Source organism: Burkholderia sp. Cy-637 (assembly GCF_011753175.1).
In the GTDB taxonomy this organism is placed as follows: Bacteria; Pseudomonadota; Gammaproteobacteria; order Burkholderiales; family Burkholderiaceae; genus Burkholderia; species Burkholderia gladioli.
Window position 1 is genome coordinate 1 of record NZ_VWWC01000350.1, and the last position, 2,234, is coordinate 2,234.

Genomic DNA, 2,234 nt, shown 5'->3' on the forward strand with positions numbered 1-2,234 from the left:
AGCGTGCCCGATCCCTTCGACAGCGCCGCCTCGCGCGCGGCCGCGGCGGCCTACGAGCAGGGCCAGGCGCACGCGCAGGCCGGCGCGGCGCGGCCCGCCGCTAAGCAGCACGATCTCGGCGATTTCGACGATATCGACGAATTCGGCTTCCTCGACGACGGGCTCTGGCGATGAGCGGCGACAAGCGCAAGCGCGCGGCCGCGCTGGTCTACGACCCGAAGGGCGGCGATGCCGCGCCGCGGGTGGTCGCCAAGGGTTACGGGCTGGTTGCCGAGATGATCGTGGCGCGCGCCCGCGAGGCGGGCCTGTACGTGCATACCGCGCCGGAGATGGTGTCGCTGCTGATGCAGGTCGATCTCGACGATCGGATTCCGCCGGCGCTCTACCAGGCGGTGGCCGAGCTGCTGGCCTGGCTCTATGCGCTGGAGCGCGCCGAGCCGCGCGAGGCCGAGGGCGAGGGCGCGGCGGCCGGCCCCGGCGGCAAGCCCGAGCCGGGCGGCGAGTTTCCGGCGCTGCCGCAGCCGCGTCGTTGAAAGTGGATGAGACGAGCGCGGGCTTGCCGGGTTGATCGGCCTCGCGGAATCACCCACTGCGAGCGGGCCGCTGAGGCCGGATGAAGCGAGGCGTGGGCTTCCGTCGCGACGCGGCCCCGCCCGCTACGAACGCGCCGCCGCGGCGCTGCCCGGCACTGGCGCGAGCGCCGGCCCGTGGCGATGCGTGAAGCGGCTGGTATTGCGCAGCGCCAGCTCCTCCTGGCGCAGGTTCTTGGCGCGCGCATGCTGGTCGAGCAGCAGCGCGCGGTAGCTCTCCAGCATCGCCTCGCCCTCCTCGCGCGGACGCACCAGCACCAGCGCATAGCTGGTCGCCATGCGGCGCGCGTTGTCGAGCATGCCGAGGCTGGTGTCGCGCAGCGCGCGGTAGGGCGAGCCGTCCGGCAGCGGCAGGCTCGACAGCACCGCGTAGAGGTTGTTCCAGCGCGGCACGATATCCGTCATCACCTGGTTCGACACCGCCAGCCGCTCGGCCTCGGTGCCCATCGGCTCGCGCTGCAGCGTCGCCAGCGCGTTGCCGATCTCGGCCGAGGCGCCCGTCATCGCCATGTATTCGCGGGCGAAACGCAGCTCCTGCTGGCGTCCGTGGCCGGGATGGGTGAGCGGGTAGGCCAGCGCGATCACCAGCAGCGCGCCGATCCCGGCCGCGGTGGTCACGTTCGCGCCGGCGGTCGCCTCGCGCGCGGCCGGGTCGAGCGGCGGCGCCAGCGCCAGGCCCACCGCGAAGCCGGCCGCGAGGCCGCCGAGGTGGGCGGCGTTGTCGATCGCCGGATGCAGGAAGCCGTTGTAGAGGCAGTAGGCGACGAAGCCGAGCGCCAGCGAGCGCTGGTGGTCGTGCACCAGCGCCGGCAGCTCGCGGCGCCGGCGCAGCAGGCAGGCCAGCAGCGCGCCGAACACGCCGAGGATCGCGCCCGAGGCGCCGGCCGCGCATTGCATCGGGTCCCACAGCACGCTGGTCATGCTGGCGATCACGCCCGCGAACAGGTACAGCGAGAGGAAGCGGAAGCTGCCGTAGAGCCGTTCCGCGAGCGGCCCGAAACGCGCCAGCACCAGCAGGTTGACGGCCAGGTGCAGCGCCCCGAAGTGCTCGAAGCTGCTGGTCAGCAGGCGCCACCAGTCGCCGTCCAGCGTGTCGGGGCCGTAGTTCGCGCCCCAGCGGATCATCGCCGGTATGTCGGGCTGCAGCGGCGAGACGCCGTTGAGCACCATCGCCGCGAACAGCAGCAGGTTCGCCGCCACCAGGCCCCAGGTGGCCCAGGCGAGCGGCCGGGACTGCACCAGGTCGCCGAAGCGCGCGTGCGCGTCGAGTTCGGCGGCGAAGGTGGAGGTGACCTGCATCGGCAGGCGATCGGCGATGCTCGCGGCGGCGGCCGCGTCGGCGGCCTGCAGCGCGATGCCGAGCACGCCGTCGGGGGTGTGGAGATCGAAGAAGATGCGCTTGCCGGCGCTGCTGGCATCGAAGATCTGCGCGCGCGGGATCGCCAGGTGGAAGGGCTGGGCGCCGATCCAGCCGCCGGTGCTGCCGTCCAGCGACAGCGTGCCGGTGGCCGCGCCGAAGCTCAGCGTGCCGCTGCCGGGAAAGCCGCCGTGGCGCGCGCGGCGGCGCGGATCGGCGGCGCGCGTCTGCACGGAAAAGCGGATGCGGAAGCTGTCGACGTCGCCCGGCGCGGCGGCGGGCAGGCT

The 2,234-nt window shown here is 73.6% G+C and carries 2 protein-coding genes; one reads left to right on the forward strand and one right to left on the reverse strand.

Annotated elements, in window-relative coordinates; all coding sequences use genetic code 11:
- Positions 1-170 precede the first annotated feature (170 nt).
- Complete coding sequence (locus tag F3J10_RS35360) at positions 171-533, forward strand: EscU/YscU/HrcU family type III secretion system export apparatus switch protein (RefSeq protein WP_167244023.1); 363 nt, start codon at positions 171-173, stop codon at positions 531-533.
- A 123-nt stretch (positions 534-656) separates the two neighbouring features.
- Here the strand turns inward: F3J10_RS35360 and F3J10_RS35365 are convergent.
- On the reverse strand, positions 657-2,234 hold a 1,578-nt coding region (locus F3J10_RS35365; RefSeq protein WP_167244024.1), incomplete at its 5' end, for a rhomboid family intramembrane serine protease.